Source organism: Paracoccus aestuariivivens (assembly GCF_009711225.1).
GTDB classification, from domain to species: Bacteria; Pseudomonadota; Alphaproteobacteria; order Rhodobacterales; family Rhodobacteraceae; genus Paracoccus; species Paracoccus aestuariivivens.
Genome location: NZ_WMIE01000001.1, coordinates 444,285 through 467,193 on the forward strand (window position 1 = coordinate 444,285; position 22,909 = coordinate 467,193).

The window sequence follows — 22,909 nt, forward strand, 5'->3', positions numbered from 1 at the left end:
GGGAAGAACATGTCCGCAAAACCCAAGGACAGAACCGATATCGCGACCGGACTGCTGCTGATGGCGGCGGCGGTTTTTTTTGGCTGGCAGACGATGGGGCTGGAGATCGGCACCTCGTTGCGGATGGGGCCGGGTTATTTCCCGATGGTCCTGTCGGGCCTGCTGTTCCTGCTGGGGCTGCTGGTCTTTCTGAAAGCTTTCGGGCGCGAGGACGAGCCTTTCGGCAAGGTCGCTTGGCGCGGCATGGCCTTCATCCTGCCTGCTCCAGTCTTTTTCGGCCTGACGGTGCGCGGCTTGGGCTTCGTGCCGGCGCTATTTCTGGCGGCGCTGATCGCGGCGCAGGCCTCGACCCGGCTGAAGCCGTTGCACGGGCTGGTGCTGGCGGTGATCGTCACCATCGCCTCGACGCTGATCTTCAGCTACGGGCTGGGCCTGCCCTTCCGCCGCTTCGGCCCTTGGCTGCAATTCTGAGGGGGCGGGGATGGATCTGCTAAACAACCTCGCGCTTGGCTTCTCGGTCGCCTCGTCGCTGGCCAATATGGCCTTCTGCCTGATCGGGGTGATCCTTGGCACGCTGATCGGCGTCTTGCCCGGCATCGGGGCCACGGCGACCATCGCCATGCTGCTACCGATCACCTTCCAGCTTGAGCCGGTCTCGTCGCTGATCATGCTCGCTGGCATCTATTACGGCGCGCAATATGGCGGCTCGACCACGGCGATCCTGATCAACATGCCGGGCGAAAGTTCCTCGGCCGTGACCGCCATCGACGGCTACCAGATGGCGCGGAAGGGTCGCGCCGGGACCGCACTGGCAACCGCCGCGATAGGGTCGTTCTTTGCCGGGACCGTGGCGACCTTTCTGGTGGCGATCTTCGCGCCGCCCTTGACCACGATCGCGCTGAAATTCGGCGCGGCGGAATATTTCAGTCTGATGGTCATGGGGCTGGTCATGTCGGTGGCGCTGGCGCATGGCTCCGTCCTGAAGGCGCTGGCCATGGTGGTGCTGGGCCTGCTGCTGGGCCTCGTCGGCACCGATATCTATACCGGCGCGCCGCGCTTCACGCTGGGCATCACGCAATATGCGGATGGGCTGAATTTCGTGGCCCTCGCCGTCGGCGTCTTCGGCATCGCCGAGATCCTGCGCAACCTTGAGGACGAGCATGATCGCGAGGTGATGACCAAGAACATCAACCGCCTGTTCCCCACCCGCGAGGAATTGCGCCAGATGGTCGGCCCGGTCCTGCGCGGCACAGCGGTCGGCTCGGTCCTAGGCATCCTGCCCGGCGGCGGGGCGATCCTTGCCAGCTTCGCCAGCTACACGGTGGAAAAGAAGATCTCGAAACACCCCGAGGAATTCGGCAAGGGCGCGCTGGCGGGCGTCGCTGGCCCCGAAAGCGCGAACAACGCGGGCGCGCAGACCAGCTTTATCCCGCTGCTGACACTGGGCATCCCCGCAAACCCGGTCATGGCGCTGATGATTGGCGCGATGATCATCCAAGGCATCGTGCCGGGCCCGAATGTCGTGACCGAGCAGCCCGCGCTGTTCTGGGGCATCATCGCCAGCATGTGGATCGGCAACCTGATGCTGGTGGTGCTGAACCTGCCGTTGATCGGGCTATGGGTGAAGCTGCTGACTGTGCCCTATTACATCCTGTTCCCGATCATCATGGCGATGTGTTCGATCGGGGTCTATTCGGTCGCCTCGAACACCTTTGACCTATACGCCGTCGCCTTCTTCGGACTGCTCGGATACCTGATGTCCAAGCTGCGCTGCGAGCCTGCGCCCCTGCTGCTGGGCTTTGTCCTTGGCCCGCTGCTCGAGGAAAACCTGCGCCGCGCCATGATCCTGTCGCGCGGCGATCCCACCACCTTCATCACCCGCCCGATCAGCGCGACGCTGCTTTTGCTGACCGCCGCCGTGCTGGTGCTGGTCTTCTTGCCGCAGATCCGCAAGCGCCGGGACGAGGTCTTCACCGAAAGCGACGCATGATCACTAAAGGGAGGAAGAACATGACAATGAAACTGACCCGCCGCCTGATGCTGGGCGCGGCCATGGCGATGGGACTGGCGGGGGCGGCAAGCGCCGCCTTCCCCGAGCGCCAGATCACGCTGGTGATCCCCTTCGCCGCCGGAGGCTCGACCGATGTGGTGGGCCGGATCGTCGCCGAGCGGATGGGCAAGGCGCTCGGCCAGCAGATCGTCGTGCAAAACGTGGGCGGCGCGGGCGGCAGCCTTGGCGCGCAGCAGGTGGCAAAGGCCGATGCCGATGGCTACACGATCCTGATGGGCACGGTCGCGACCCATGCGCTGAACCCGCTGATCCTGAAGCAGAAGCCCTATGATCCGGTCGCGGATTTCGCGCCGGTCTCACTGCTGGTTCTGGTCCCGAACGTCCTGGCGGTGAACCCTGAACTGCCGGTGAACTCGGTGCAGGAGCTGATCGATCTGGCGAAGAAAGAGGATCTGTCCTTTGCCTCCTCGGGCAATGGCACGCCGCTGCATCTGTCGGGCGCGCTGTTCAACTCGATGGCGGGGACCGAGATCGCGCATATCCCCTATAAGGGTTCGGGTCCGGCGCTGACGGATGTGCTGGGAAATCAGGTGCCGATCATCTTCGACAACCTGCCTTCGGCATCTGGCCATATCACCAGTGGCAAGCTGAAGGCGCTGGGAGTCACGACCAAGGAACGCGCCCCATCCTTCCCCGATGTCCCGGCCATTGCCGAGACCCTGCCCGGCTATGAAACCTATAGCTGGAACGCGCTTTTCGCCCCCGCAGGCACCCCGCCCGAGGCGATTGCCGCGCTGAACAAGGCCGCGCTGGAAGCCATGGCCGATCCCGAGGTCGCGAAACGCATGGGCGAATTCTCGGCCACCATCGTCGCCTCATCGCCCGACGATCTGGGCAAGCATGTCGCGACTGAGATGGCGAAATGGGAGCCGGTGGTGAAAGCCGCCAATGTAAGTCTGGATTAGGGTCGGCTGCGCCAACCGTCATGTCATTCAAACAGATTTCGTAACGCGGGCCTATGTCGGGTCCGCGTTTTTCGTTTCGGATGATCCGAGGGGGCGCGGCCATAACGCCCTAAACCGGCTCAACTGTGGCTGGTGCAGTGGCGCAACGGCGGTGCAGACAAATACCAAACATAATGCCCGACTTTTGAAATTAAGCTGGTAACCTCTGCGCAGATAACTCGGCTTTCAGGATGGGAATTGGCATGCGCAGTTTCTGGCTCGATGGTGCGTTCGGGATCACCTCCCGATTGAAATGGCAACCAAAGCCGAAACGAAGCCAAGCCCTTCCGAAGGGCAACGCCACAGCCAAATGCCAAAGCCTAGGGACAGGCTTGATGCTGGCCTTGTCCTTGGGGGTCGTTTTGCACGCCGCCCCTGTCATGGCCCAGCAGGCCCCGGTGGTGGGAACAACGGCGGTCGTCTCGAAAGACATCGCCGAAAGCGCCGAATTTACCGGTCGGGTCGAGGCGGTGGATCGGGTCGATATTCTGGCCCGTGTTTCCGGCTTCCTACTGTCGGTCGGCTTTCAGGAAGGGCAGCGGGTCGCCAAAGGCCAAACCCTGTTCGAGATCGAGCCCGATTCCTACAAGGCCGACATTGCCCAGATCGAAGGCCAGATCGGCTCGGCACAAGCGGAAAAGACGCTGGCCGATCTTGAGGTGGCACGTCAGCAGGAACTGTATGACCGCAAGGTTTCGGCCCTGAACATCCTGCAGCAGGCACAGGCCCAGCAGGGCAAGATCGCCGGACAGCTGCAGCAGCTTCAGGGCGCTCTGCAGAACGCGGAACTGAACCTGTCCTATGCCACGATCGCCGCCCCATTCGATGGGCGGGTCGGGCTGACGGATATGTCGATCGGGGCCTTTGTCTCGCCGCAAAGCGGCGCATTGGTGACGATCACCAGCGTCGATCCGATCCACGTCACCTTTCCGGTGCCGGAGGCCGAGTTGCTGAACTATATCGCGCGCGGCACGGGTGGACCCGGAGGACCGCCCTTGGGTGTGCATATCACGCTTTCGAATGGTCAGGTCTATCCGCAGGCCGGAGCGATCGAGGTCGTGGACCCTCAGGTACAGGAAGGAACTGACACGGTCCGCGTGCGCGCGACATTCCCGAACCCCGACGGATTACTGCGCGACGGCCAGCTTGTGCGGGTGACGCTGACACAGGATGCGGGAACGCAATCGCTGACTGTTCCTGCACAGGCCTTGCAGCGCGATCAGGGCGGCTATTTCGTGCTGGTGGTCGGACCGGAAAACAAGGTCGAAAAACGCGTCGTCACCTTCGGTCGCCTTGCCGGAGCCGAAGTCGTCATCAGCGGCGGCGTAAGGGCCGGAGAGCAGGTCATCACCGAGGGCGCGCAACGGGCAAGACCCGGCGCGACTGTGACACCGCAACCAGCTAGCGCGGCTCCGGTGACCGGCAGCCCCTCTGCTCCGACCAAGACGGCGGAGTAACCGGATGCTCTCGAAAATCTTCATTCATCGCCCGCGTATGGCGCTGGTGATTTCCATCGTCATCACGCTTGCGGGGCTAATCTCGCTGACCCGCCTGCCCGTCGCGCAATTCCCCGATATCGTGCCGCCACAGGTTCAGGTGACGGCGGTCTATCCCGGCGCGGGCGCGGATGTCGTCGAGGCGACCGTCGCCCAACCGATCGAGGCGCAGGTCGTTGGCGTCTCGGACATGCTGTACATGAAATCGACCAGCGGAGCGGATGGCAGCTACAGCCTGACCGTCACCTTCGCGCCCGGCACAGATCCCGATATCAACACCGTCAACCTGCAGAACCGCGTCAGTCTGGCGGAAGCATCGCTGCCCGACGAGGTGACACGCAGCGGCGTTCGGACCAAGAAGAAATCCTCGGCGCTGCTGCAGGTGATCAACATCGTATCCAGCGACAGCAGCCATGACGACCTGTTCCTGTCGAACTTCGCGACGATCAACGTGCTCGACAATATCAAGCGCGTGCCGGGTGTCGGCGATGCCACGCTGTTCGGCGCACAGGATTACTCGATGCGGGTCTGGCTGGATATCGACAGCCTGACCAATCTGGAAATGACACCCGACGATGTGATCGCGGCGATTCAGGCACAGAACGTTCAGGCCGCAATCGGTCGCGTCGGGGCGCAGCCCATGACCAACGACCCGACCTTCCAGCTGACCATCCAGACCGAGGGTCGTCTGGCCTCGGTCGAGGCGTTCAACAGGATCGTAATCCGCGCGCAGGCAGACGGGTCCTTCGTGCGGCTCGGGGATGTGGCGCGGGTAGAACTGGGCGCGAAATCTCTGGACAGCGAAAGCCGGTTGAATGGCCAGCCCACGGCGATGATCGGGGTCTACCTTGCCCCCGGCGCGAACGCGATGCAGACCTCCGAGGCAATTGCCGCCACCCTGCGCCAGGCCGAGCAAGCCTTTCCGCAAGGCATAAGCTGGTCGGTCCCCTACGACTCGGTCAGTTTCGTCAAGGCCAGTATCCACGAGGTCATCAAGACCCTGATCGAGGCATTCATCCTTGTCGTGATCGTGGTCTTCCTGTTCCTTGGCAGCGTCCGGATGACGATCATCCCGCTGATCGCGGTGCCGGTTTCGCTGATCGGCGCGATGGCCTTCATGCTGGCGCTGGGGTTCTCGCTGAACACGATCTCGCTTCTGGCGCTGGTGCTGGCCATCGGCATCGTCGTCGACGACGCCATCGTCGTGATCGAGAACGTCGAGAAGGTGATGGAGGACCACCCCGAACTGTCCGTCCCCGAGGCGACCGAACTTGCGATGGAGCAGATCACCGCCCCGATCATCGCGATCACGCTGGTCCTGTTGTCCGTCTTCGTTCCGGTTGCCTTCATCCCCGGCATCAGCGGCACGATCTTCAAGCAATTCGCGGTGGCAGTGTCTTTTTCGATGCTGATTTCGGCCTTGAACGCGCTGACGCTTAGCCCTGCCCTGTGCTCGTTGCTGCTCAAGCGGCACGAGGGGCCGAAACGCGGGCCTTTGGCGTGGATATCGCGCCAGATCGACCGGGTCGGTCTGGGCTATGCCTATGTTGTGGGCGCATTGGCGCGGCGGGCATTGCTGGCGCTGGTGTTTCTGGCCGTCGCAATCTTTGGCGCGGGCTACCTGTTCAAGACATCGCCTTCGGGCTTTCTGCCGACCGAGGATCAGGGCGCCTATTTTGTCGAACTAAAGCTGCCCGACGGGGCCTCGATCAACCGCACCCGCCAGACTATGGCCGAGGTCTATAGCCAGCTGAAGGATGCCCCCGGTGTCGCCACGGTCGAGACGGTGACAGGTTACAGCTTTATCGACGGATTGGCGAAATCGAATAGCGGTTTCGCGATCGTCATCATGAAGCCCTTTGAGGAACGGACCGGCGCCGATGAAACCGTCGATGCATCATTGGCCTATACCCGCCAAAAACTGGCCGGTCTGACGACGGCGCTGGCGATCCCCTTCAATCTGCCCCCGATCATCGGGCTGGGGACCGGATCGGGGTTCGAATACCAGCTTCTGTCCTTGCAGGGGGCCGAACCGATAGACCTTGATGCGACGGCCAAGGGCATGGTGACGTCAGCGCATGGCGATCAACGCTTGCAGGGCGTCTATACGACGTTCTCGGCCAGTTCCCCGATCCTGCACCTCGATCTGGACCGCGAAAAACTGCAAACGCTGGGCGTCGATGTCAGCACGTTGTTCCGCGCCATGCAGGCGACATTGGGCGGCTATTACGTCAACGACATCAACCTGTTCGGTCGTACATGGCAGGTGAATGTGCAGGGCGAGGAAAGATATCGCGCCAGCGTCTATGACATCGGCCGCATCCATGTCCGCAACAATCAGGGTGAAATGGTGCCCATCCGCGCGGTCGCGAATGTCTCGCTGGCTGCTGGCCCGCAATCCCTGATCCGCTACAACAATTACCGCAGCGTGACCCTTGCCGGAGGACCGGCAACCGGCGTGTCTTCGGGCGAGGCACTGACCGCGATGGAGGAAGTCTCGGCAGCCGCACTTCCCACCGGCTACAGCTTCGAATGGACCGGCACAGCCCAGCAGGAAAAAGAGGCCGCAGGAAAGACGCCCATCGTCCTTAGCCTTGCGGTCCTTTTCGCCTATCTGTTTCTGGTCGCGCTTTATGAAAGCTGGACGATTCCAGTCGCCGTGCTGCTTTCGGTCGCGTTTGCCGTGTGCGGCGCGTTGATCTCGCTGCGGCTATGGGGGCTCGACAACAACATCTACGCGCAGATCGGGCTGGTGGTGTTGATCGCACTTGCCGCCAAGAACGCGATCCTGATCGTCGAATTCGCCATGGAGCGGCGCAAGCACGGCCAACCTGTCACGGATGCAGCCATAGACGGCGCAAGGGCACGCTTCCGTGCCGTGATGATGACCAGCTTTGCCTTTATCGCGGGGCTATACCCACTGGTCGTGGCCGAAGGCGCCTCGATGCTGGCCCGTCGAGGCGTCGGCGTGCCAGTTTTCGGTGGCATGATCGCCGCCGCGCTGATCGGCATCTTCATCATCCCCCCGCTGTATGTCATCGCGCAAACCCTGCGCGAAAAGGTGCATGGACAGGGAAAAGCTGACTGAACGCCACTCTACCGGCTCCTAGCCGTGACGATCACGTTCGTATTGCGTCATGGCCGGAAATTCGGGCAACCAGCCCTCGCGCCGGATCGTCCAGTTTTCATAGGTCGGCACGAACCCGTCCGGCGCATCCAGAGATCCAAGATAAACCTCGGTCTCGTCCCCCGTCCGCGCGAAGACCGAAGACCCGCAGCGCGGGCAAAAATGCCTTCCCGCGTATTCGCGCGTCTCGCCCGTAACTGTCACCGCGTCCGACGGAAAGATGGCCGCCGCATAGAAGACCGCTCCATGATGTTTGCGGCAGTCAAGACAGTGGCAGATGCCGACCCGATCCGGCCTGCCCTTGGCCAAGATCCGAACATCGCCGCACAGGCAGCCACCGGAAAGTTCATCCATCGAAGCGAACCTTTCTTACCCGAAAGCGAAGCACCATAGACCGTCCGGCATCTCCTGCAAAAACATTGCGGAATGGGCGGCACGACACATCAGAGCGGGCCGCACCGAATAGCCTTATGTCGTCGCTGGTCGCATGATTTTCTGCCGGAGTCATGCATCTTACGATTTGAACCGGACCTCGGCCAAGAACCCGTCGGGCTTGTCCGGTGCGGGTGAGGTCAGGCGCAGCGAAGTACCGGAATTGCGGGCGATGGTCTCGACAATGGCAAGGCCAAGGCCCGAGCCCGGATTCTGGCTGCCCGCGCGTTCAAAGCGCCGCGTCAGCTTGGCCAGTGCGTCGGGGGCGACAGGCGGCCCGGAATTTTCCACGACCAGTGACGACGCAGACAGACGCACGGTCACGGGCGGCGTGCCATGGACCAGCGCATTCTCGATCAGGTTGCGGGCAAGAACGGCAAAGGAGTCGATATCCATGGCAATCGGCGCGGGAACGTCGGTCAGCTCCAACCGCACCCGCCCGTCGAACTCCGAGGCCAGCAGACGCAACACCGGGACCATGTCATGCAGCCCGTGATCGCGGCCCGAAATGCCCTCGGCACGGGCCAGATCAAGCAGCTTTTCCGACAGTCGCGAAAGGCGGCGCAGCGAGGTTGCGATACCTTCGGCGCGGGCGCGGGTCTCGGGGTCCCTGGTTTCCGCAATCAGGCGCTGGGTCTGGGCCAAAGTGGCGGCGATGGGGGTGCGCAGCTCATGCGCGGCATTCGAGGAAAAATCCCGCTCGGCGGTCAGGGCGATGTCCAGCTGCGCCATCAGCTGATCGACCGCCTTCTGGATCGGCTCCAGCTCGGCGGGTAGGTCTTTCAGCCCCAGCGGGCGCAGGTCGCGAGCATCGCGCCCGGCCACCTCGCGTGACAGATCGTCAACGGGCGCAAGGCGGCGGCGGGTGAACCAGCTGATGCCCAGAAAGGCCAATGGCAGCAGCAGGATCGAGGGCAGAAGCATCCCCGCCAGCGTCTCTCGCGCGGCAGCACCGCGTTCCTCAAGCGGCGCCGCAATCTGCAACAGCCCGCCGCCTTCGGTTTTCAGTGTCAGAACCCGCATGTCGCCCGCATCCGAAAAGCCCTCGTCAATGGTCGCGGAGAACAGTGTGTCATCGGCATTGCGCGAGCGGAAAAGGACCTGCCTATCCGGTCCGGTCATTTGGGCCACCAGATCGCTGCGCCGAGGGGTGCCGCGCTGAATATCCTCGATCGCCAAAATCCGGTCGGCGGTGCGGCCAAGGGCGGCGTCATAGACCTCGTCGATCTCGCGGCGCAGGATAGTCCAGCCGACCAGCAGCGCGATCAGCCAAGTCAGGACGATGCCCGCGCCAAAGCCAAGGGCAAGATCGCGTCGCAGGCTGCGGGGGCGGGGCATGGGAACTCCATCACTGGGCCCGTTCATTGAACGGCCGGATTCCCCGCCACGTCCAGCCGCAATTTCTATTCGCGGCCCAGCAACAGGGGTTCGCTAGTCGGGCTTTCCGTCAGCACCGGGCGGGGCCTGCCGCTGCGCCGGATCAGCCATGCCGCGCCCAGCAGATCGACCGCGCCGACCAGCGCACGCTGCAGGTTAGAATAGTTCGAGCGCCCCGCGACACGAGCGCGATGGGTGACGGGAGTGACCAGAACCTCCCACCCGTCGCGGCGGATCATCGCCGGGGTGAAGCGGTGGATATGGTCAAAGAACGGCATCGCCAGCCAAGCCTCTCGCCGGAACAGCTTCAGCCCGCAGCCGGAATCCGCGACCCCGTCCTGCAGCGCGGCATTGCGCAAAGCGTTGGCCAGACGCGAGGCAATGCGCTTGCTGGCCGGGTCGCGCCGTCCCTGACGCTGACCCTGCACCATCCCGACCCGCGCCGCGGGCGCGATGGCAAGGGCGGCGATTAGGACCTGGATCTGGTCGGGCGGGTTCTGCCCGTCGCCGTCCAGCGTCGCGACCCAGTCATGCCGCGCCGCCGTGACGCCGCTGCGGATCGTCGCTGATTGTCCGCTGCACCGCGCGTGGCGGATCAGGCGCAGGCGTGGTTCGTGCGCGGCCAGTTCCAGCACCCGCGCAGCGGTGGCATCCTGCGAGCCGTCATCGACGATGATGACCTCGATCGCGCGCTCGGGCAGGGCGGCGAAGCATTCGGTGATCAGTCCGGCGATCGCGCCTTCTTCGTTATGGCAGGGAATGACGACGGAGAGAGAGGTGACGCTCATCTGCATGCCTCATTGTTTTGTTTGTCTTGGTCAGAGGAAACCCACAGCCCGTAAGACTGGCCGCGGAAGGTGATGATGTCCGAGGGCGAGGGTTCTTGCGCCGCGCGTTCGGTGGGCATGACAAGGATGCGGGCGGGGCGTTCGGCCAGCCATGCAAGCCCTGCTCCGGGCGCGTCGAACAGCTTCACAGGGTTGCGAAGGCGTCCGGCAAAATTGAACTCGCCCGCGTAATTGCTGCCGACCAGACCGACGCCCTCCTCGTCATGCAAAGCAAGGCGGCGGCCCAGATTGCCCGCGTCATAGACCTCGGTCATGCGGCCCAGAAACAGGGTGGAAACCGACAGGACGATCGCGCTGCTCGCAAGGGCCGCTGTCATGCCTCCGCGCCAGACCAGCAAGGCGGCGGTCAGGGCCAGAGCGGTCGCAAGTAGCGCGGGCGCAAGCGGCTTGGCCGCGATACCCCATTCCGTGGGGCCAAAGCCAAGGATGATCGCGCTCAGCAGCAGGGCCAAAGCCATAGGCACCAGCGCCGCCACCCGCAGCGGCAGACGTGGCAAGGTCAGCGCCGGGGCAAAAGCGATGGCCACGGCGGGCAGCATCGGCAGCAGGTAATGCGCCTGCTTGCCGCTGATCAGGCTGAAGATCGCGAAAGTTGCAAGGGTCCAGACCGCCAGAGGCCCCGGCAGTCGTGCCGCGCGCCAGCTGGCAAGGGACCAACCCCAAGGCCAGATCAGCAGCGGAGCCATGGCAAGGAAGAACCAGATCGGCTTTTGATGGGCAAATGAGTCGACCACCCTTCCGGCGCTTTGGGTCCATAGAACGGCGGTACGATATTCCGAGCCGCCCGCGATCAGCGCCGGACCCAGCCACAGCCCGACAAGGCCAAGGCCGGTCAGCAGACCCAGTGCCAGACCCTTGGCGGCTTGTCTCCAACCGATCCCGGCCCAAAGCGGCGTGGCCAGCGCCACGGGCAGCAGATGGACCAGAATGACCGGCCCTTTGGCCAGCGCGCCAAGCGCCAGCGCCGCGCCCCAGCCGAGCCATGCCGCCCGCCCGCGTGAGGCCACCCCGGTCAATGCGGTGACGCCCAGCACGGTGGCCAAGGTCTGCATCGCGTCGAACATGGTTAGCCCGGCAAAGAAGCTAAAGCCCAGCATTCCTGCCAGCACCAGCGCAGCATGGCCGCCGATTTCGGGCGTGTCGGGGACCAGCTTGCGCGCCAATCGCGCCGTCGCCCAGATCGAGGCCAGCCCGAAAGCCGGCGCGACGAGCCGTGCCGCGATCTCGGACGGTCCGGTGACCAGCCAGACAAGGTTGATCAGCCAGAACAGCAAAGGCGGCTTGTGGCTATAGGGCAACCCGTTCAGATGCGGGACCAGCCAGTCGCCGGAAAGCCGCATCTCCCAGGCGACGGTCAGATAGCGGGTCTCGTCGATGGGAATGGCGGGGCGCAGCAGGACGCCCGGCACCGACAGCCCTGCAAACAGGAGCATCGCCAGCGCCAGCGGCGGAACCACCAGCGTGTCGCGCCGGATCTGCGAGATCTGGTCGCTCATGCAGGGACCTTGGTTGCGGCCTCGGTCCGGATCAGGCGCAGATTGCGCAGATAGACGGCCAACCCTGCAGCCTGTCCGATGATGAAGACCGGATCGCGCCGCGCGATCGCATAGGCCAGCAGCGTGACCCCGCCCGCAAGGCTAAGCCACCAAAATGCCAAGGGGATGACGCTGCGGCCCTGCCTTTCGCTGGTGATCCACTGGACCAGAAATCGGGCGCTGAACAGCATCTGGCCTAAAAACCCGATGCCAAGCCAAAGGTTGGATGTGGTCATGTTCCCGTCCATGCAGTCCCGCCCTGGTCGCCATTGGTGCGGCCCGGATCATCGTTTCTGCGGCGGGGTTAGACGGCGAAGCTGAAGCGAAGCTGAACGCCGGACAGGTTATTTCGGGATGCGGTATCCCAAGCCACGCTGGGTCTGGATGCTGTCACGGCCCAGCTTGCGGCGCAACCGACTGACATAGACCTCGACCGTGTTGCTTTCGACGCCTTCCTCGAAGCTGTACAGCCGGTCCTCGATCTCGGGGCGCGAGACATAGCGCCCCGCATTGCGCAGCAGCGTCTCAAGCACGATCCATTCGCGGCGACCCAGATCGACCGGCCCCTCTGGCCCGGTTACCTGCCGTGCGGCCAGATCGATGCGGAACGCGCCAAGCACCATCAGCGGATTGGGATTGCCGTTATAGCGGCGGGCGACAGCCCCGATGCGGGCCGAAAGCTCGGACAGGTCAAAAGGTTTGACCAGATAGTCGTCGGCACCGGCATTCAGCCCCTCTATCCGGTTCGAAATGCGGTCCATCGCCGTCAGGATGATCACCGGCGTGGTGGCACCACGCCCGCGCAGGGCACGCAGAAACGGGATGCCTCGCCCGTCGGGTAGCATCAGGTCCAGCAGGATCAGATCATAATCGACGGTCTCGACGCAGGCCTCGGCATCGGCCAAGTCGCGCACCCAATCTGCCAGATGGCCATCGGCGACGATCTGTTCGCGGACTGCGAAACCCAGCCCCGCGTCATCCTCAACCAGCAGGATCCGCATGATCGCCCCTTTCGTGATTGCCGTTCAGCTTGCCTTCAGCTTCGCGCTGCAAGGACGCGGCATGACAGAATCATCCGCCCCCTCCCGCCCTTTTCGATCGTTTCTTTTCGCAACGGCAATCCTTGTCCTGCAAGCCATTTGCCTTGCCGTAGTCTGGGCCATGCATCTGCAGGCCAGCGGTAATTTCCACGAGGTCATCAAGGGAGAGCTTTACCGCTCGGCCCAACCTGACGGGGCGCAACTGGCGGATTGGGCGCAAAAGCACGGCTTTCGCAGCGTGCTAAACCTTCGCGGCGCCTCGGACGGGACGTGGTATGCCGAGGAAATCGCGACCTCGCAGCGGCTGGGGCTAGAGCATGCCGATTTCGGCATGAGCGCCGGGAAGCCTCTGTCGCAGGAACGTGCCGATCAGTTGATCGCCCTGATGCGGCGCCTGCCTAAGCCGCTTTTGATCCATTGCAAGCAGGGCGCGGACCGGACGGGACTGGCCTCGGCACTGTATCTGGCCACGAAAGGCGCAGGCGAGGACGAAGCCGAGGGGCAGATCTCGTTCCGCTATGGCCATGTCGGCCTGCCGCTGACCGCCGCATGGCCGATGGATCAAAGCTGGGAGGCGCTGGAACCCTCGCTGGGGTTCGAAAGCTGATCCGGCGGGCTCTCGCCCAATCCGACTGATTTGGTCAGACCAATCTTGACTTTTATTCTAAACATTCATCTAAGCCGCGCAGAACCTTTCGCCCAATACAGGTTGTATCCATGCTTGCGCGCCTTCTCGCCCTGACCACGACGCTTTGCGCCGTCCAATTCTCGGCGGCCCTTGCCGACCCGATCACGCTGACCGACATTGCCGGGCGCGAAGTCACCGTCGAGGCCCCCGCCAAGCGCATCATCCTTGGCGAAGGCCGCCAGATCTATCTGCTGGGCGCGCTGGAGCGTGAAGACCCCTTCGCCCGCGTCGTCGGCTGGCGCGAGGATCTGCATCAGGCCGATCCTGACACCTATGCCGCCTATGCCGCGAAATTCCCGCAACTGAAGGATCTGCCGACCTTTGGCGGCTTCAAGGACGGCACGTTCGATGTCGAGCAGGCCGCCGCGCTGAAGCCCGATGTCATGCTGATGAACCTTGAATCCAAGGCCGCGACCGAGGATGCGGGCTATGACAAGAAGCTGGCCGCATTGGGCATCCCGATCGTCTACGTCGATTTCCGCGAAGACCCGGTCGCCCATAGCGTCAAATCCATGGAGATCATGGGCAAGCTGGTCGGCAAGGAAGACCGTGCCAAGGAATATGTCGATTTCGTCGACCAGCAGATGAAGCGCGTGACCGATGTCATCGCCAAATCCGACATCAAGCGGCCCTTGGTGTTCGTTGATCGCGCCGGTGGGTATTCCGACGATTGCTGCATGACCTTCGGGAATGGCAATTTCGGCGAATATGTCGAAATCGCGGGCGGCACGAATATCGCCAAGGACATCCTGCCGACCACCTTCGGCACGCTGAACCCCGAACAGATCATCGCCGCGAACCCCGATCAGGTCATCGTCACCGGCGGCCAATGGGAGGCCTATGTGCCGGGCGGTGCATGGGTCGGTGTCGGCCCCGGCTCGGACATGAAGGCCGCGCATGACAAGCTGGAAGCGCTGACCAAGCGCACCGCGATGACCGGCATCAAAGCGGTCGACACCGGCAACTTCCACGCCATATGGCACCAGTTCTACGACAATCCCTATTACTTCGTTGCGGTCCAACAGCTGGCGAAATGGCTGCAGCCGGAACTGTTCGCCGATCTCGACCCCGAGGCGACGCTGAAGGAACTGCACACGCGCTTCCTGCCGGTCGATTACCAGCCGGGCTACTGGGTCTCGCTCAATGACAAGTAAGACCGATCCTCAGGATCAGGTTGTGGCGGGGCGCGATTTTTATCGCGCCCTCGTCATTCGCCGGCAGCTGATCCTTGTGGCGCTGGCGGCGGCGCTGGTCCTTAGCCTTTGCACCGATCTGGCGCTTGGTCCGGCGCGCTATTCCCTGTCCGAGGTGGTCACCGCCCTACTGCGTCCCGGTTCCGTCGATGAACGCGTCCGCGTCATCTTGTGGGAAATCCGCATGCCCGTCGCCCTGATGGCGATGACGGTGGGGGCAAGCCTGTCGATTGCGGGCATGCAGATGCAGACCATCCTGAACAACCCGCTGGCCAGCCCCTTCACGCTGGGCATCTCGGCCGGGGCGGGGTTCGGGGCGGCCTTGGCGCTGGCCTTTGGCGTGGCGCTTTTTCCCTTTGCCATCGAATATGTCATTCCGGTCAATGCCTTCCTGATGGCGATGCTGACTTCGCTTGCGATCTACGGCCTCAGCCTGCGGCGCGGTGTCAGCAGCGAGACCATCGTGCTTCTGGGCATTGCGCTGGTCTTCATCTTCAACGCGCTGATGTCGCTGATCCAGTTCTTCGCCAGCCAACAGGCCGTGGCCGCCGTCGTCTTCTGGACCATGGGCAGCCTGACGAAAGCCACTTGGCCCAAGCTCTGGATCTCGCTTGCGGTGCTGGCGCTGTCGGTGCCGCTGCTGACGCGGCGCGGCTGGGCGCTGACCGCGATGCGGCTGGGCGATGCGAAAGCCGAAAGCATCGGCGTCAAGCTGCGCAGCCTGCGGCTTGAAGTGCTGGTGATCGTCAGCCTGCTGGCCTCGATCTCGGTGTCATTCGTCGGCACGATCGGCTTTGTCGGTCTGGTCGGCCCGCATATCGCGCGGATGCTGCTGGGCGAGGATCAGCGCTTCCTTTTGCCCGGCGCGGCGCTGGCGGGTGCGTTGATCCTGTCGGTGGGCTCGGTCCTGTCGAAAATGATCATCCCCGGCACAGTCATCCCGATCGGCATCATCACCTCGATCGTGGGGATTCCCTTCTTCCTTTACCTGATCCTGAGCCGCAGGGGGGCATCATGGTAAGCCTGCAACTGACGGACCTTGGCGCGGCCTATCGTGGCCACAAGGTATTTGCAGAGATATCGACCCCTGCCCTGCAAGGCGGTCAGTTGGTCGCACTGCTCGGGCCTAACGGAGCGGGAAAATCGACGCTGTTCCGCCGCATCTTCGGACTGCTTTCCGGTCCCGGCCAGATCAGGATCGAGGGCGCCACCGCCGCCCGCCCCATCGCCTATATGCCGCAGGACAATGGCGCTCGGCCGGTGCTTTCGGTTTACGAATCCATTCTTCTGGCCCGCATGCAGGGCCGTCGCCTGAAAGTCCTGCCCGAGGATCATGCCGAGGTCGAACGGGTGCTAAACCTGCTCAGCATCACCCATCTACGCGGGCACAATGTTGGGGATCTCAGCGGCGGCCAGCGCCAGATGGTCAACGCGGCACAGGCTTTGGCGCAGCAACCGCAGATCCTGCTGATGGACGAGCCGACGTCGGCGCTGGATCTGAGCCGCCAGATCGACCTGATGTCGCTGCTACATCGCCTGACCCGCGAGCAGGGACTACTAATCATCGTCGCCATGCATGATCTGGGCCACGCCCTTCGATTTGCCGACGCGGCAATGGTCGTCAATCGAGGCCGGATGGTCGCCTGTGGCCCCACGCATGGAGTGGTCACCGCAAACCTTCTGCGCGAAGTCTTCGAGGTCGAGGCACGGGTCGAACCCTGTTCGAAAGGCACGCCACAACTCGTCGTTGAGGGACGCGCGGCGCAACCTGCTTGAACGCCCGCCAGATAGTCTGGGTCGGCAAGGTATCGTGCCGGTATCACTGTCAGTTCCAGGTGCCGAATGCCAGTCTTCTGCTGTCCGGAAAACCGGCAAGCCGTCATTGGGAGAACTCAACGGATGACCGGATAAAGTTGTGCTGATGGCGAGACGAAGAAATTTCGCTTAACACGGTCGGCCAATATATCGCTACAGAACCGCGGCTACCCTTAACGTCGAAAACGTTCGTGTCGCAGGGCAGCAGTGTTCCGGGTGTCCCCAAGCAATCATTCAGGCCAGGTCCGGCGAGCGGCAGGCAGGAACGATTGGCCGTCTCGCTGTTGATTTCCGCCCAGAGCTTCCCCGCCTTGCCAATCCGTTGGGCAGGTCATTGCCGGTTTCAAGGAGCAAGCCATCGGAGGCACCGTCAGTTCGAGCCCGATGGCGATAGCCCGTTCGCTGTAGCCAAGATTGGTGGTGATGATGACGCTGGTGCGCTGGTAGAGCTTGCTTCGCAGCTGGAGTGAAGCGGATCAAGAGGCGGTCCGCGCGACCGTTTTCCCGCTGGACGAGATCCAGCCGTATCAAGGTTTTGCTAACTGGCCGATCCTGCCTCTCGCCTTCGCCTGCTCGAGCGTGTTGACCAATTCTCTGTCCGAGACAAACCGGACCTTTCGGCGATAATGTTCAACGGCCTGAATGCCGCGGGACGCGGCAACATGGGTCTTTCCGGTGCCGTTCGCCATCGGGCTCGGACCGATGGCTCCTCGATGGCTCCTCGATGGCTCACCGCCAATCAGCAAGATGTTCTCGGCGCGCGCGATAGGCTGGTAGATCGCAAAGGGCGTGTAGCGACTCTTGTCGGCCTCGCCGCCAGAGATCTGGTGGCTGGCCTCCTCACAGGGCTGAAATCCTTTGCTGTAGGGCCTAAGCATCCGAGAATAGCGATGGCGGCTACCGGCAAGGTCGTCCACCCACCCGCAGCATGAGGTGGATCACATATACTTCGACAATTCAGTAAGCGATCAGTCTCTTCAAGAGGCAATTTTTTTGATCAAAAAGGGGCTTTGTTGCACAAATGCTGTGGGGATTCATACGGTGAATCCAGCGTGTTAGTCAGGCTGGATGAGCAGACCTACATCGCCGATCTACAAGACCAGGAACTGGCCAGCCGACAACAAAGCGTTGAAGCAACGCGACTCCCTGACCATCTGGTTTGACCCCGAGATGATCTGGGAGGCCAAGCCAACCGGAAAGCGTGGTCGTCAACCTACCTATAGTGATGCCGCGATCCAGATCTGTCTGTCGATGAAGGTTCTGTTCGGGATGGCCCTGCGCCAAACCACGGGCTTTATTGAAAGCCTTCTGGATCTGATCGGGTTGGATTGGTCGGTGCCGGATTTCAGCACCCTTTTCCCGTCGGCAGAAGGTCCTTGACGTGAGCATCCCCTACCGCGACTCACCAGGTCCGCTACGCCTGCTGATCGACAGCACGGGCATCAAGGTGGAGGGCGAAGGCGAATGGCACGCCCGCAAGCATGGTGGCCGAAAACGTCGCATCTGGCGCAAGGTGCACCTTGGTATCGACGAGGAGACCCTGGAAATCCGGGCGGTCGAGTTCACCAGCAGTGATATCGGCAATGCCCCGATGCTGCCCGGACTGCTCGACCAGATTCCGCCTGATCAGAAGATTGGCAGCGTCACCGCCGACGGTGCCTATGACACCTGGAAATGCCACGATGCCATCGCGGACCGGGGTGCTGCGGCCATCATTCCGCCCCGCAGGAACGCCAAGCCCTGGAAGCCGACCTCGGTTGGCGCAGTCGCGCGCAACGAAGCGTTCCAGGCGTCGAAATACCTTGGCCGGACGCTCTGGCAAAAATGGAGCGGCTATCACCGCCGAAGTCGCGCCGAAACCAAGATGCATTGCATGAAGCTTCTGGGACAACGCCTCATGGCGAGAGACCCCGATCGCCAGGTGGCCGAACTTCAGGTCCGTGTCGCCGCGCTCAACGGCTTCACAGCACTCGGTATACCCGTCACCCAGACTCAGGGATGAGCCCGTCCGGGGAAAGGGGGAACTCGACCGGTACCTGATTTGCGCATCAGAGCCGCGGCGCAGCGCCATCGTTTCGAGCGCATCGCGAACGCCGCGCATCGTTTAGGCCCTGATAACACGGGGTGGCGTCTACAAGCCTCCGGCCGTGGCGGCATAAGCCGAGCATCGGTCGCGAGGCCGTCGGAGCGAAAGAGGGCAAGGAGCCGCTTGGCGCAACTGTCGTGCGACAGGATCAGACGAACCAGTCTGCAACAAATTGCCTCTGAGCATGCGGTGTTGATTTGGGATGTTCAGCATATCTCTCGGACCGATGATGTTCGATGCCTCACTCCGCGAACACCATACGGGCCCGTGGCATTGTCCATGGCCGTATCAGCGGGCGGATACATTCCAGGCCTTAAAGCCAAACCTAGTGGGGTCGCGATGCCAATTTGGGCGGGAGGGTACGGGACGCAATATCATCCGCCGCAACGGCCCATGGCAAACCTCACAGCACCGTCGCGACTACAGGCCGGAAACGCCCCTGCCACAATACAGCTATGCTGAGCAGTGGAAACGCATAGGTTCCAAAGCGAGGGGATGCATCAAAGCAGGAAGAAACTCTCGTTCAGATTGACTTGGGCATCGATGACGATTGCAAAATCGGTGACCCTATCGCCGTTCACATCGCCATAGATGAAGGTGTCGCCGTTCTGCTGTTGATAGCGCAATTGGCCAGCCGTGCCCGAAAACACTGCCGTCCCCATCCATGAAAACGCCTGGTTACCCGCGACAGCGGTGTTCGCGTCGATCCCGCTTAGGCCGATGCGATCACCCGTACCTCCCTGAAAGTCGACGATCACGTCGCGACCGCCAATCGCAACGGTCGAGTCAGACATAGCTGCGAAGACGAAGGTATCGGCACCAGCGCCCCCGGTAAGCCTATCTGCGCCTGTGCCGCCATTCAGGTTGTCGTTACCAGTACCGCCATTCAGGCGGTCGTTACCGGCCGCACCCAGAAGAACATCCGCACCCGCACCTCCAATCAGGATATCATTGCCTGCGCCGCCGTTCAGGCGATTTGCAGCCCCGTTTCCGGTCAGCGTATTGGCCAGAGTGTTGCCGATCCCATTGATCGCACCGGTGCCTAGCAGTAACAGCGCCTCGACATCGGCGGGCAGTATATAGCCCACGGTCGAGCGCACGGTGTCGGCACCGCCCGCAGCCGCCTCGACTACGCGATCGCTGGCCGAGTCGACCCAATAGATATCGTTGCCGATGCCGCCTGTCATGACGTCGGCACCTGTACCGCCATTCAGCGTATCGCTTCCGGCACCGCCATTCAAAGTGTCATTGCCAGCATCGCCGCTCAGAAGGTTCGCGGCCCCGTTTCCGGTCAGCGTATTGGCTAGCGCATTGCCCTTTCCGTTGATCGCGCCCGTGCCAAGCAGCTGCAGCGCCTCGACATTGGCGGACACAGTGTAGCTGACGGTCGAGCGCACGGTGTCGGTGCCCCCTGCCGCGGCCTCGATCACGCGGTCGCTGGCTGAATCGACCCAATAAAGGTCGTTTCCGGCACCGCCGGTCATGGCGTCCGCGCCCGCGCCGCCATTCAATGTGTCATTTCCGGCCGCTCCGCTCAGGTTGTCGTTGCCTGTTCCACCGATGATGCTGTCATTGCCGGCAGCCCCAGCCAGCGTATCATTGCCTGCACCCCCGTTGATCGTGTCGTTGAAGCGCGTTCCGGAATAGGTGTCTGCCCCGGCCGAGCCGATGACGTTATGCGCTTCGGCCCAGATGAAACTCTCCAGCCGGGTGGGGTCGGCGCGCCCGCCATCATGCCCGTCGCCACCCATCAACCCGTTTGTGACCTGATGGAAGTTCCCGCGCACCGCCGGCGCATTCGAGATGTTCAGCCCGGAAATCTGGATGGAGGTCGAGATATTGGTGATATGCCCCGCCGCATCGCGGGTGAACGTGCCGGTTGACGAATTGTAGCTGTTGCCCAAGGTCGCCAGTCGGATCGAGGTCATCGTGCCGCTGAGCGTATGGCTGGCAAAGGCATAGCTCAGATCACTGCCATCCATGATGACGGCTTGGGTATTGCGTGGGTCTGCGGTCTGCGTCCCCAGAAGCAGCAGTTGGTCGCCGTTGTACTGGTTGTTCTCGCCCAGAAACAGAGGGAAGCCGTTCTGGTCGAAGCGGTTGAAATAAGAGTCGAAATCGGCGTTGAAGTTTACCCCGGTCGAGGCAAGAAGGCGGATCGTCAATGCCATTTCGAGTGTCTCCTTGAATTCAGATTGGTTGATCAGAAGCGGACGCTAATCGTGGCATGGGCGTTGAAGCCGGGGCTGGGATTGGCGTTCAGGTATTGCGTGTAGTCGCGGTCCAGAACGTTGTTCAGCGCCACATTCGCGCTGAAATCGTCACTGATCTGGTATTGGGCAAACAGGTCGAGCGTTTCATAGCTGTCGCCCACATAGCCTTCAGCACGGGCGTTTTTCTGCTCGCCGACGAAAGTTGCACGCGCGCCCATCTGAAGGCGTGCGTCCAGTGCCTTGATGCCGGCGGTCGCGGCGATCTGGTAAGGCGGCACCTTGGGCTGAACCCCATTTTCCTGAGGGTAAAGCAGGATGTCGTTCAGATCGTCGCCACTCAGACGCTTGCCGTCCAGAAGCTGGCCGTTCAGCCCGCCGAAATAGCGCGACGAGTCGTAGGACAGCTCGAGCTCGGCCCCGCGGATACGGACCTTGCCGATGTTCAGATATTGGATTGCGCCGAAAAGCCCGTGTTGGACCAGATTCTGGTCGATGTAGTCGTCAACGTCATTCTGAAAGACCGCGAAACGGGCGGTAAATTCGTCATCGTCGCGCAGCAGGCCCTGAAGCTGCGCATCCAGACCCGCCTCGATCGTATGAGCAATTTCTGGTCGCAAATCGGGGTTGGGCAGGAACTCACCGCTGACCGCGCCGGGATGAAAGCCTTCGATCATGCTTTCGGTCAAGGCAGGGGGGCGCATCGCCTCGGCATAGCTCAGGTAGAAGCTGATCCGCTGATCGGGGGCGTACCGGACCAGAAACTTGGGCGAAAGCCGGTCGCCCTCGACCCTGTGGCGGTCGTTTTCCAGCTTATAGGCGTCAAAACGCAGCGCCCCCTCAAGCTCGAACCATGGGTTCAGAGCTACGCGATCCTGAACATAGGCCCCCCAGACGACCCGCGTACCCGGAGGGGTCAGCTCGCCACTGGTTCCGACGCGGTCGAGCGTGCTAACCCTGTCGCGAAAGACATCCCCGCCGAAGGTCACTTCGTGTTCGATACCACCTGTCGAGACATGCGCGGTGTTATGGGCATCAAGCCCGCTGGTCTCGATCCTGAACGATCGCTCGAACGGGCCGTTCTGAAGGGATTGGTCCGCCTCGGTACGTGTCAGGTAGGTCTTGACGCTGAGGTCCCAGAAATCCGAGTCGACCGGCCTCCAGCGATAACCGGCGATGGCTGTATCCACCGTCACATCGGTGTCGCGCAGGATCGACGTGCCGGTCAGGAAAGATGTGTCATAGCGACTGGCGGTAAAGCTCAGCTCATGCCCCTCGGCCGGGCGGAACCGGGTCTTGAACAGGCCGGAATTCATGGCCTGGCCCGAGGCGACCACCTCGCCACCACCCGAAGTATAGTCGCGCCGATCAAGATAGGTCCCGCCCAGCAGGAAATCGACGCGATCATCGGGCCGCATGGCACCGACAAGGTTCACCGTCGGGCCGGGGCCATTGGAATCCAACGAGAAGCGAAGCCTGCCGCCGCGGTCCGACCCGTCCGCGATGATGTCATCGGCATCGATGGTCGTCAGACTGACGACGCCGCCAATCGCGCCGCCGCCGTTGACCGTGGCGCCGGGTCCGCGCGTGACCTCGACCGACTTGAGCATTTCCGTATCGGTATAGAATGAACCATTGGCACCGTGACCGGTCCGCTGGAAATTCTGCCGCGCGCCATCGACCAGCACATTGACCCGACCGAAATCCTGCATGCCCCGGATATTGACCGAAACGCCGGGATCGCCATCCGAGACCTGCGTCGTGACGCCCGGGATCTCGTCCAGAACCTGTGACAGATCGAGACCGGAATATTCCAGTTGGACCTGATCGGCGCTGAGTACGGTGCTGGTGCCATCGCCGTCACCATCGGCCTCGCTGCTGAGGACAACCGTATTCAGCCGCACTTCCTCTTGGGCGGACGTGGCATTTGGTGCTGCGGCAATCAGCATGACGGTCGTGGTCAGGGTCGCAAGCCTGCGGACGGCTGCCATGGTCTTTTCCTTTTGGCCCAGATGACAGGGAGGGCCACAGCCCTCCCCGTCGGTTC

Annotated in this window: 18 protein-coding genes and 1 pseudogene; 10 read left to right on the forward strand and 9 right to left on the reverse strand. The window is 62.5% G+C overall.

Features of this window, described 5'->3' with window-relative positions:
- The first annotated feature begins 9 nt into the window (after positions 1 to 9).
- The 5 genes from GL286_RS02275 to GL286_RS02295 all read left to right on the forward strand — a co-directional run bounded on the left by GL286_RS02275 (position 10) and on the right by GL286_RS02295 (position 7,599).
- Positions 10 to 471, forward strand: a complete 462-nt coding sequence (locus GL286_RS02275) for a tripartite tricarboxylate transporter TctB family protein (RefSeq protein ID WP_155093918.1) — start codon at positions 10 to 12, stop codon at positions 469 to 471.
- 10 nt (positions 472 to 481) lie between these two features.
- The gene (locus tag GL286_RS02280) at positions 482 to 1,990 is read left to right on the forward strand and encodes a tripartite tricarboxylate transporter permease (protein ID WP_155093919.1); all 1,509 of its coding nucleotides are present in this window, start codon (positions 482 to 484) and stop codon (positions 1,988 to 1,990) included.
- Positions 1,991 to 2,010: 20 nt separating this feature from the next.
- A complete protein-coding gene (locus tag GL286_RS02285; protein WP_155093920.1) occupies positions 2,011 to 2,976 on the forward strand; it encodes a Bug family tripartite tricarboxylate transporter substrate binding protein in 966 nt (321 codons plus the stop codon).
- A 374-nt stretch (positions 2,977 to 3,350) separates the two neighbouring features.
- Positions 3,351 to 4,472 (forward strand): efflux RND transporter periplasmic adaptor subunit, encoded by a 1,122-nt coding sequence (locus tag GL286_RS02290; RefSeq protein WP_170295011.1) that lies wholly within the window; start codon positions 3,351 to 3,353, stop codon positions 4,470 to 4,472.
- A gap of 4 nt (positions 4,473 to 4,476) precedes the next feature.
- Positions 4,477 to 7,599 carry an efflux RND transporter permease subunit gene (locus GL286_RS02295; RefSeq protein ID WP_155093922.1) on the forward strand — a complete coding sequence of 1,041 codons (3,123 nt, stop codon included), beginning with the start codon at positions 4,477 to 4,479 and terminating at the stop codon, positions 7,597 to 7,599.
- A gap of 18 nt (positions 7,600 to 7,617) precedes the next feature.
- Here the strand turns inward: GL286_RS02295 and GL286_RS02300 are convergent, their stop codons facing one another.
- The 6 genes from GL286_RS02300 to GL286_RS02325 form a co-directional block, all read right to left on the reverse strand.
- Entirely contained in the window at positions 7,618 to 7,992 is a 375-nt protein-coding gene (locus GL286_RS02300; protein WP_155093923.1) for a GFA family protein, read from the reverse strand.
- A 159-nt stretch (positions 7,993 to 8,151) separates the two neighbouring features.
- Positions 8,152 to 9,408, reverse strand: a complete 1,257-nt coding sequence (locus GL286_RS02305; RefSeq protein ID WP_170295012.1) for a histidine kinase dimerization/phospho-acceptor domain-containing protein — start codon at positions 9,406 to 9,408, stop codon at positions 8,152 to 8,154.
- Between the two features lie 65 nt (positions 9,409 to 9,473).
- Positions 9,474 to 10,235, reverse strand: coding sequence for a glycosyltransferase family 2 protein (locus tag GL286_RS02310; protein WP_155093925.1), 762 nt, complete (start codon positions 10,233 to 10,235; stop codon positions 9,474 to 9,476).
- Positions 10,232 to 11,791, reverse strand: a complete 1,560-nt coding sequence (locus GL286_RS02315) for an ArnT family glycosyltransferase (protein WP_155093926.1) — start codon at positions 11,789 to 11,791, stop codon at positions 10,232 to 10,234. The genes GL286_RS02310 and GL286_RS02315 overlap by 4 nt, the downstream gene beginning before the upstream one ends.
- Positions 11,788 to 12,066, reverse strand: coding sequence for a lipid-A-disaccharide synthase N-terminal domain-containing protein (locus GL286_RS02320; protein WP_155093927.1), 279 nt, complete (start codon positions 12,064 to 12,066; stop codon positions 11,788 to 11,790). Before GL286_RS02320 ends, GL286_RS02315 begins: the two co-directional genes overlap by 4 nt.
- A 108-nt stretch (positions 12,067 to 12,174) precedes the next feature.
- Complete coding sequence (locus tag GL286_RS02325) at positions 12,175 to 12,831, reverse strand: response regulator (protein WP_155093928.1); 657 nt, start codon at positions 12,829 to 12,831, stop codon at positions 12,175 to 12,177.
- Between GL286_RS02325 and GL286_RS02330 the strand changes: the two genes are divergently transcribed.
- From GL286_RS02330 to GL286_RS02345, 4 genes are all read left to right on the forward strand, one after another.
- A complete protein-coding gene (locus GL286_RS02330; RefSeq protein WP_246184802.1) occupies positions 12,830 to 13,477 on the forward strand; it encodes a tyrosine-protein phosphatase in 648 nt (215 codons plus the stop codon). The genes GL286_RS02325 and GL286_RS02330 overlap by 2 nt on opposite strands.
- Before the next feature lie 110 nt (positions 13,478 to 13,587).
- A complete protein-coding gene (locus GL286_RS02335; protein ID WP_155093929.1) occupies positions 13,588 to 14,712 on the forward strand; it encodes an ABC transporter substrate-binding protein in 1,125 nt (374 codons plus the stop codon).
- Entirely contained in the window at positions 14,702 to 15,772 is a 1,071-nt protein-coding gene (locus GL286_RS02340) for a FecCD family ABC transporter permease (protein ID WP_155093930.1), read from the forward strand. The genes GL286_RS02335 and GL286_RS02340 overlap by 11 nt, the downstream gene beginning before the upstream one ends.
- A complete protein-coding gene (locus GL286_RS02345) occupies positions 15,766 to 16,527 on the forward strand; it encodes an ABC transporter ATP-binding protein (RefSeq protein WP_155093931.1) in 762 nt (253 codons plus the stop codon). The genes GL286_RS02340 and GL286_RS02345 overlap by 7 nt, the downstream gene beginning before the upstream one ends.
- A 566-nt stretch (positions 16,528 to 17,093) precedes the next feature.
- Here GL286_RS02345 and GL286_RS22845 read toward each other — a convergent pair.
- Entirely contained in the window at positions 17,094 to 17,483 is a 390-nt protein-coding gene (locus GL286_RS22845; RefSeq protein ID WP_155093932.1) for an ATP-binding protein, read from the reverse strand.
- A gap of 151 nt (positions 17,484 to 17,634) precedes the next feature.
- On the opposite strand from GL286_RS22845, the pseudogene GL286_RS02355 reads away from it, so the two are divergent.
- A pseudogene (locus tag GL286_RS02355) lies at positions 17,635 to 18,568 on the forward strand (IS5 family transposase).
- A gap of 584 nt (positions 18,569 to 19,152) precedes the next feature.
- Here the strand turns inward: GL286_RS02355 and GL286_RS02360 are convergent.
- On the reverse strand, positions 19,153 to 20,823 hold the full coding sequence (locus GL286_RS02360) for a calcium-binding protein (RefSeq protein ID WP_155093933.1): 1,671 nt from the start codon (positions 20,821 to 20,823) through the stop codon (positions 19,153 to 19,155).
- A 32-nt stretch (positions 20,824 to 20,855) separates the two neighbouring features.
- Positions 20,856 to 22,853 (reverse strand): TonB-dependent receptor domain-containing protein, encoded by a 1,998-nt coding sequence (locus tag GL286_RS02365; RefSeq protein WP_155093934.1) that lies wholly within the window; start codon positions 22,851 to 22,853, stop codon positions 20,856 to 20,858.
- Positions 22,854 to 22,909: the final 56 nt, after the last annotated feature.

Coding starts and splice junctions, on each gene's coding strand:
- GL286_RS02275 (WP_155093918.1), top strand. CDS start 10: ATGTCCGCAAAACCCAAGGACAGAACCGATATCGCGACCGGACTGCTG.
- GL286_RS02280 (WP_155093919.1), top strand. CDS start 482: ATGGATCTGCTAAACAACCTCGCGCTTGGCTTCTCGGTCGCCTCGTCG.
- GL286_RS02285 (WP_155093920.1), top strand. CDS start 2,011: ATGACAATGAAACTGACCCGCCGCCTGATGCTGGGCGCGGCCATGGCG.
- GL286_RS02290 (WP_170295011.1), top strand. CDS start 3,351: ATGCTGGCCTTGTCCTTGGGGGTCGTTTTGCACGCCGCCCCTGTCATG.
- GL286_RS02295 (WP_155093922.1), top strand. CDS start 4,477: ATGCTCTCGAAAATCTTCATTCATCGCCCGCGTATGGCGCTGGTGATT.
- GL286_RS02300 (WP_155093923.1), bottom strand. CDS start 7,992: ATGGATGAACTTTCCGGTGGCTGCCTGTGCGGCGATGTTCGGATCTTG.
- GL286_RS02305 (WP_170295012.1), bottom strand. CDS start 9,408: ATGCCCCGCCCCCGCAGCCTGCGACGCGATCTTGCCCTTGGCTTTGGC.
- GL286_RS02310 (WP_155093925.1), bottom strand. CDS start 10,235: ATGAGCGTCACCTCTCTCTCCGTCGTCATTCCCTGCCATAACGAAGAA.
- GL286_RS02315 (WP_155093926.1), bottom strand. CDS start 11,791: ATGAGCGACCAGATCTCGCAGATCCGGCGCGACACGCTGGTGGTTCCG.
- GL286_RS02320 (WP_155093927.1), bottom strand. CDS start 12,066: ATGACCACATCCAACCTTTGGCTTGGCATCGGGTTTTTAGGCCAGATG.
- GL286_RS02330 (WP_246184802.1), top strand. CDS start 12,830: ATGATCGCCCCTTTCGTGATTGCCGTTCAGCTTGCCTTCAGCTTCGCG.
- GL286_RS02325 (WP_155093928.1), bottom strand. CDS start 12,831: ATGCGGATCCTGCTGGTTGAGGATGACGCGGGGCTGGGTTTCGCAGTC.
- GL286_RS02335 (WP_155093929.1), top strand. CDS start 13,588: ATGCTTGCGCGCCTTCTCGCCCTGACCACGACGCTTTGCGCCGTCCAA.
- GL286_RS02340 (WP_155093930.1), top strand. CDS start 14,702: ATGACAAGTAAGACCGATCCTCAGGATCAGGTTGTGGCGGGGCGCGAT.
- GL286_RS02345 (WP_155093931.1), top strand. CDS start 15,766: ATGGTAAGCCTGCAACTGACGGACCTTGGCGCGGCCTATCGTGGCCAC.
- GL286_RS02360 (WP_155093933.1), bottom strand. CDS start 20,823: ATGGCATTGACGATCCGCCTTCTTGCCTCGACCGGGGTAAACTTCAAC.
- GL286_RS02365 (WP_155093934.1), bottom strand. CDS start 22,853: ATGGCAGCCGTCCGCAGGCTTGCGACCCTGACCACGACCGTCATGCTG.